At 72.3% G+C, this 6,703-nt stretch carries 5 protein-coding genes; all 5 read right to left on the bottom strand.

Going from position 1 to position 6,703, the window contains the following annotated elements; all coding sequences use genetic code 11:
- On the bottom strand, positions 1 to 2,710 hold a 2,710-nt coding region (locus D7Y11_RS40875), incomplete at its 3' end, for a CHAT domain-containing protein (RefSeq protein WP_148139274.1).
- Between the two features lie 25 nt (positions 2,711 to 2,735).
- Entirely contained in the window at positions 2,736 to 3,218 is a 483-nt protein-coding gene (locus D7Y11_RS40870; RefSeq protein WP_120599523.1) for a hypothetical protein, read from the bottom strand.
- Positions 3,219 to 3,305: 87 nt separating this feature from the next.
- Complete coding sequence (locus tag D7Y11_RS40865) at positions 3,306 to 4,037, bottom strand: hypothetical protein (RefSeq protein ID WP_121753648.1); 732 nt, start codon at positions 4,035 to 4,037, stop codon at positions 3,306 to 3,308.
- On the bottom strand, positions 4,034 to 4,579 hold the full coding sequence (locus tag D7Y11_RS40860; RefSeq protein WP_126936381.1) for an RNA polymerase sigma factor: 546 nt from the start codon (positions 4,577 to 4,579) through the stop codon (positions 4,034 to 4,036). Before D7Y11_RS40860 ends, D7Y11_RS40865 begins: the two co-directional genes overlap by 4 nt.
- Before the next feature lie 125 nt (positions 4,580 to 4,704).
- Positions 4,705 to 6,627 (bottom strand): M23 family metallopeptidase, encoded by a 1,923-nt coding sequence (locus D7Y11_RS40855; protein WP_126936380.1) that lies wholly within the window; start codon positions 6,625 to 6,627, stop codon positions 4,705 to 4,707.
- Between the last annotated feature and the right edge of the window lie 76 nt (positions 6,628 to 6,703).

The following is a 6,703-nucleotide window of genomic DNA, read 5'->3' as shown; positions in this document are numbered from 1 at the left end:
CCGCGTCCCCCATCACCCCCAGCCCGGCCCACATGGCCGCGGGCTCGCCGTCCTCCCAGGCCTCGCGCTGGGCTTCTCTCAGCGCCGACGCCGCGCTCTGTCCCTCCGCCAGGTGCCGGTAGTAGCGCTCCAGCAACTCCGCGGCCTCCGCGTCACGCATGGGCCACAGGCTGGCCACCACGGCTCGCGCTCCCGACTCGAAGAAGGCCCTCGCGAGGCTCAGCACGCCTTCTCCCGCGAGCAGCGCGCCAGAGGCTCCCCGGCAGCTGGAGAGCACCACCAGCGTGTCCCGCAGCCGCAGCTCCGTGATCTCCCGGGGCTGGAGCAGGCCGTCCTCCCCCGCCGAGCCCGGAGCCAGCACCAGGGCGGAGCGCTCGGGGGACTCGACGTCCACGACCGCGTGCGCGGCCACGTGGAGGATGCGCACCGCGTCCCAACGGGACGCCTTGAGGGCCTGCTCGGACGCTTCAGCGCCCATGAGCAGCCGGGGCTTCACGGCCGTGTCCTCCAGGGCCTCGCTCACGGTGCGGCCCTCGCGCCGCGCCTCCGGAAGCGCGCCCAGGTTCGCCGTCTCCAGGAACACGCCGCCCCTCGCGGAGGCCACTTGCGTGCCCTGAAGGGTGCCGCCCCGGTCGGGATCCGCCAGGACCAGGGCCTCGCCCTCGGGGGGCCTCGCGGGCTGCTCGCGCCAGTAGTGGAGCAGGCTCGCGGAGGGTACCCGCGCCAGTTCATACCGGGCCATCAACGGTGGGCCGTCCGCGTGCTCCCGCAGCGCGGCGAACGGCAGGTCGTGCAGCGGACCATCCGGCACCAGCAGCAGGCGCGACACCTTCGGGGGAAGGTCTCGCAGCGCCGGGGCGAGCAGCTGTGCGTAGAGCGCCGCGGCGGCACCTGCCTCCGAACCATCGCGGCGCTCGATGAGGCCCGACAGGAGCGCCACCGAGGGACGCAGCCGTGCACGTTCCGGGATGCGGTACGCGTGCGTGCCCTCGCGCGTCACCGCCAGCACCCAGGCGCATCCCGAGCGCGCGCCCTGGAGGTCGTGGTCCGCGCCCACGAGGAAGACGAGCAGCGCCTCCTCTTCGCCCAGGCGCTGCTCGGTCGCGGCGAGCGATGCGAACGAGAGCTCCGCGCGCCGGGCCGCCGGACGCAGCTCGCGTTCGCGGCGCTCCAGCTCCTGAAGCGCTCCCAACAGCGTCGTGCGCTCGGACGTGGACAGCGCGGGTTCAAGCAGCCGCCGCTGGGTGACGGACAGGCTGCGCAGCACGCCGTCGCGCGCCTTCCGTTGCTCCGGTGCCTCTGCTTGCGTCACGAGCGAGCGGGAGGCCACCAGGGCCTCGAACAACGTCCTCGCCCGCAGGCGCTCACTCACCGCGAAGGCGCGCTCCAGGGCCTCGCGGGGTGGCATGGCGGAGGTTTCTCCGGCCTCCAGCGTGCGGCCCGCGAGCCGGTGATAGTCGCTGGCCCAGCCGGAGAAGAGCTCGGCCTGGCTGGTGGCATCCCGCTGCAACTGACGCAGAACCTCCACCGCATCGAGCGCGCGCTCCGCCTCGCTCAAGGCTTCCGGCAGTGGACGCGTGCGGAAGGCCACGGTCGACCGCGCCCGCCAGGCGGAGGCGAGGTAGAGCGGGTTGTCGTGCTCGGCGGCCAGTGCCAGGGCCTCGTCCACGTCGCGCCACGCGGCGGCCGCATCCACCGCGGCCCGGCGTTCGGCACGCGTCCACAGACAGGAGATGCGCCGCTCGGGCAGGTCCTTCTCCCGGGCGATGTCGATACAGCGGCCCAGGGCGTCCTCCGCTTCACTCCGCTCCCCGGGCTCGTCCCCCAGCAACTCCGCGACGAGGCGCAGCGACATCGTTTCGAAGGCCTTGCTGCCCGCGCGTTGGGACGCCGCGAGCGCCTCCCTCGCGAGCCGCATCAGTTCCTGCCGGCCTCCGGGCTCGGGCCGCTCCTCCCGCCGCCGCCAGGCGAGGTTCGCGAGCGCGAAGCGGACGCGCGCCTCCGTGCCCGCGTCCTTCGTGCGCTCCGCCAGCTCCGCGAGCCGCGCATACAGGTCCAGCGCTTCGTCGAAGCGGCCCAGGTTCATGCTCACCGTGGCCAGCGGGCTGAGCAGCTGCTTCTTCATTCCGTCCGTGCCATCCGGGAAGGTGAGCGCCTCCGCGCGCTTGAGCAGGCGGTAGGCGCGCCCCAGGTCCTGGCCCAGGTCGGACAGCTCGGCCGCCTCCAGGATGAGCGCTCGCACCTCCAGCCGGGGATCCCCGGAGGCCCGAGCCACCTCGCCCACCCGCAGGACCCACTGATGCGCCTCCTCCGTCTGGCCACGCATTCCCAGCACGCTGCGCAGGTTGATGCCGGCCAGCACCTCGCCCTCCGCGTCCCCCAGGTCGCGGAAGGCGAGCGCCGCGCGGCGGTAGGACGCCTCCGCCAGCGCGGGCTCGGAGAGCAGTTCCATGTGGCCGAGCACCAGCGTGAGCCATGGACGGTCCGGGTGCCGCGCGATGAGGCCCTGGAGCCTGCGCCGGGCCTCGTCGCGCCCTTCGAGCCCCTGGGCGCTCCGGAAGAAGCACATCGCCGCGTCGGAGTCCTCCGGGTGGGCGACGAAGGACTCCTCGCACCTGGCGAGCCCGGAGGGCTCCGCGGAGGCGGCGGCCGGCTCCGGGACGCACAGGGCCAGCCCCACCGCCAGCGTGAAGCCGCCCCGTCGTCCCATGCGCTGTCGCCGCCTTCCGCTCACCTCAGAGGGTCTCCAACGAGCATGCGCCCATGACCGTGACAGGCTCCGGCATGCCCGTGGAAGGGTCGTAGGTATAGAGGGTAAACTCGCAGAAGGTACTTTGGGGAGGCGGCTCCTCCTCAATCCCCGCCCGCTCGAGCACCAGGACCCCCGCGGCCATCTTCTCCGCGCCCGCCGGCAGGACAAGCTCCGCGCGGACCCCGTCCGGAGAGGGAGCCCGGGCGCTCACCCGCAGCGGGGCTCCCGCGCTCACGGTCCCCGTGACGGTCGCGAGCACGACATCGTGTGCGTCCAGGATGCGCAGGGTCATGGGCACCCTCGTCGGCGCCCGCAGGGTGCCCGCCTCCACCACGGAGGCCACCACCGTGTCGTGCGTGGCGCCCGTCAGCGGCTGCGTGGTCATGACCATCGTGTACAACGGGGGCGCGGCCTGCGCCGCGACCACGACGCCCCACAGCAGCGTCATCATGGACAGCGCGCGCACCCATCCCCTGCCAACATTGATTGCCTTCATAAATCCCCCTCTGCTTGTCATTGAGCCACCGGCCTGGCCCAACAAGTGGTGCGGCACTCACCGCAACCGGTTCACGAACGTACTGCCGCGCTGGACGCTTCCATCCGGAAGCCGCGCTTCCACCTGCCACAGGACGCGCGCTCCGGAGGGCAACTCCGCGAGCACATCCACCGGCACCGTGTATTCGCGCGACTCCAGCCGCTCCGCGCGATGGAACACCTTCAAATCCTCCGACGACACCTGCACGTTCCAGGACACCGCCTGGGGCACTCCGCTCCAGCGGAGCACGAACTGCTCGCGGGGCAGCGCGGTGGCTTCCGGCACCTGCGAGGCGATGGCCTCCGCCGCACCACCACGGATCCGCGTCGGATCCACTTGCGCCTGCTGCTGCCGCACCACCACGACCGCGCCCACCAGGACCACCACCGTCGCGGCCATCGCCGCCATCGCCTGCCGCCCCTGCCAGAAGCGCCGGGCGGTCAGGGACACCACCTTCGCGGGAGCCTCCACGCCTGTCGCGGGCACCACCGCCGGAGCCCCCCGCTCCGCCTCCGCCGCTGCCTGCGACATCGCCTTCGCCAACCGCCACGCCTGCGCCCACGCGGGATCCGCCGCGACGCGCTCGATGACCGCCCGGCGCTCCTCCACCGGCAGCTCCTGCCTCACCGCGCGCCAGACGAGGTCCGCGTCCACCGGCTCCCCTGCCGCGTCATCCTCGCGCAGCGCCGTGCGCAGCCGCTCCACGCCCTCGGCATCCAGCGTGTCATCCTCGGGACGGCGTTCGCTCACGGCTGGATTCCCTTCATGGAGAGACAGGCTCGCAGCGCGCTCAGCCCCCGGTAGATGAGGTTCTCCGTCCGCTTGGCCTCCCACCCCAGCAGCTCCGCGGCCTCCGGGACGGTGTGTCCCTGCAGGTGCAGCGTCACGGCGAGGCGGCGGTCCTGCACCAGCCCCTGAAGACAATCACGCACGGCCCGCGCAATCTGCGAGGCCCCGGCCGCCCGCTCCGGGTCTCCCGGCGCCACGGGTTGGGCGGGCCCCTGCTCCACCTCCTCCAACGCCACCTCCTTGCGCGCCCCCATCCGGCGAAGCTCGTCGATGAGCGTCGTGTACGCCACCCGGTACAGGTACGCGGGGGTCAGCTCCCCCTGGCCCTGGGTGCGCCCGCGCAGCTCCACCACCTTCATCATCGCGACCTGCAACAGGTCCTCCCGCCGGTCCGCGAGCGACGCGGGACAGACGCTCGCGAGCGCCCGGCCCAGGTCACGCCGCAGCGTCTCCAACCCGGCATCCGGGGATGCACCCGCCCATGGGCCGTGTCGCAACTCCAAGATGCCTCCCCTCGCGAAAACGGGTGCCGAGCGTCATTCGAACGCATCATCGGCGGCAAGGAGAAGCCGGGCAATCCGTGAAAATTCCCCCAGAGCCCAGAGGCTCCGGGGAAGACATTCGCGCGCTACTGGAGATTCGCGTCCCAGGCAATCAGACGCAGGTCCCCGCCCCCCGTGCCCGTCGTCAGGCGCACGGCGGTGATGACGAAGCGAGCGCCCACATAGGTGGAGGTGGTGGCCAGGCCCGACACGATGGCGCCCGCGCGCTCCTTGCCGGTGCGGTGCACCTTGCCGTCCGCGTCCACGTCCCAGGTGTAGACGCGCAGGTTGCCCGTGGTGTCCCGCACCGGGGTGACCACGTGCTCGCCCACCACGCGCGCCGCGCTCAAATCCAGGATGGCCTCGCCGTCCTCGTGGTCACGCCGCACCAACTGTCCGGCCGCCGTGACGTCGAAGGAGATGTTGCGCAGCACGCCGTTGGTCAGGCGCGTGCTGGCCACCACCATGTCGCGCACGCTGTTGCCAATCGTGACGGTGCTCATGGCCACGTCCGTCACCGCGCCCGCCAGATAGGAGCCCCGCTGGATGACGAGGTTCTGCGGGGTGATTTCCCACGCCGTCAGGCTCAGGTTGCCCGCGGGCGTGCGCACCGCCGTGACGACGCCGGTGAAGCGGCCCGCATCCCCGGCGACGCGGCCGTTGAGGATGGGCGTCATGGCCACCTTCGTCGCCTCCTCGCCGAAGCCGTTGCCCCGGCGGGTCACCGTGTCCAGCGTCGCGGACGTCTCCCAGGTGCTGACCTTGAGGTGGCCCGTGGAGTCGCGGAAGGCGCTCACCACGCCCAGCCCCTGCGGGAAGGTGGCGAGGTTGATCTCCGTCGCGTCCGCGTCGCCGCCGGCATCGCCCTTGCGCTCGATGGAGCCGTTCGCCGCGACCCGCCAGGCGATGATCTTGAGCTTCCCATCCCCATCCCGCAGCGCCGTCACCACGTCGCGGGTGGTGCTGTTGTGAGGGTGGACCATGGCGATGGAGCTGGCCGCGCCCGCGGCGGCGTCATGCAGCTTCGTGAAGGTGCCGTCCCCCGCCAGCTGCCACGACCCCAGCGCCAGCCGCCCCGTCACGTCCCGAGTGGCCGTCACCACCATGCCGCCCGAGGCCGCCGTCGCCACCTCCAGCACCGGGTCCCCGGTGATGTCGCCCCGGCGCAGCAGCGGATCCGGGTGGATGGCCTGGGGGAACAGGTCGAGCGCCTCGTTCTGGAGCGGGACGAAGTCGAGCGACGAGTCGTACGCCACCGCGCCGTTCTTCTGCCACGCCTGCGAGTAGGTCAGCGGCAGGGACGTGCCCAGCGTCGTCGCGCCCGTCATGGGCTGCAGGTGCACGTGCAGGTGGGGATTCGACGAAGCGCCGGAGCTGCCCACGCGGCCCACGAACTGCCCGCGCTTCACGCGCACCCGCTGCGCCGCGGGGACAATCACCTCCCGGGGCAGGTCTCCCACGCGGTCCTCCGCGTCCGCCACGTAGGTGGCGTTGAAGGGACAGAGCTCCTCCGGGACGCTCCCGGGCTGCAGGTGCGCGTAGAGGATGATCTTCCCGTCGTCCGTGCGGATGTTCACGTGGTTGCCCGAGCGCGGGATGCGCAGCGGGTTGGAGGTGCGGCCCGGATGGGGCACGTCGTCACCGCCGTACACCGCCGGCTTGAGGCCCTCCGGGGCGTTGCGCCAACAGGTGAGCACCTCGCCATCCGCGATGGCGGAGACGGGCAGCCCGTAGATGACCCAGTCGGCGTTGCGCGGGTTGGCCGCGTAGTCCGCGAAGGGAATCTTCACGCGGGTGAAACGCTTCTCGTCGTCGTCGAAGCGCACGGCGCTCAGGTCGCGGTTGTGCGTGCCGCCGTGGTCGCTGGAGATCCACCAGTGGCTGCCCTCGGGCAGGTCCGCGCTGCTGCCGGGGAAGGCATACGTCTGCGCGGTCGCGCTGAGGCCCAGGGTGGTGAAGGCCACGGCGGTGAGCCGGGCCACGGAACGAAGGCGTGGGGACGGTGACATGGGGTTGCTCCTGATGGGTGGCGCCCGGCGGCCGTGATGGCCCTCCGGTTTCGCGCCTGCCCCCACCCAACGGAAA

It is taken from the genome of Corallococcus sp. AB018 (assembly GCF_003986945.1).
Lineage (GTDB): Bacteria > Myxococcota > Myxococcia > Myxococcales > Myxococcaceae > Corallococcus > Corallococcus exiguus.
Note: the sequence above shows the minus strand (reverse complement) of the source record. Positions and strands in the feature narration are given on the sequence as shown.

Excerpts from the sequence above, each read along its gene's own strand:
- D7Y11_RS40855 (WP_126936380.1), bottom strand. The coding sequence starts at position 6,627 with ATGTCACCGTCCCCACGCCTTCGTTCCGTGGCCCGGCTCACCGCCGTG.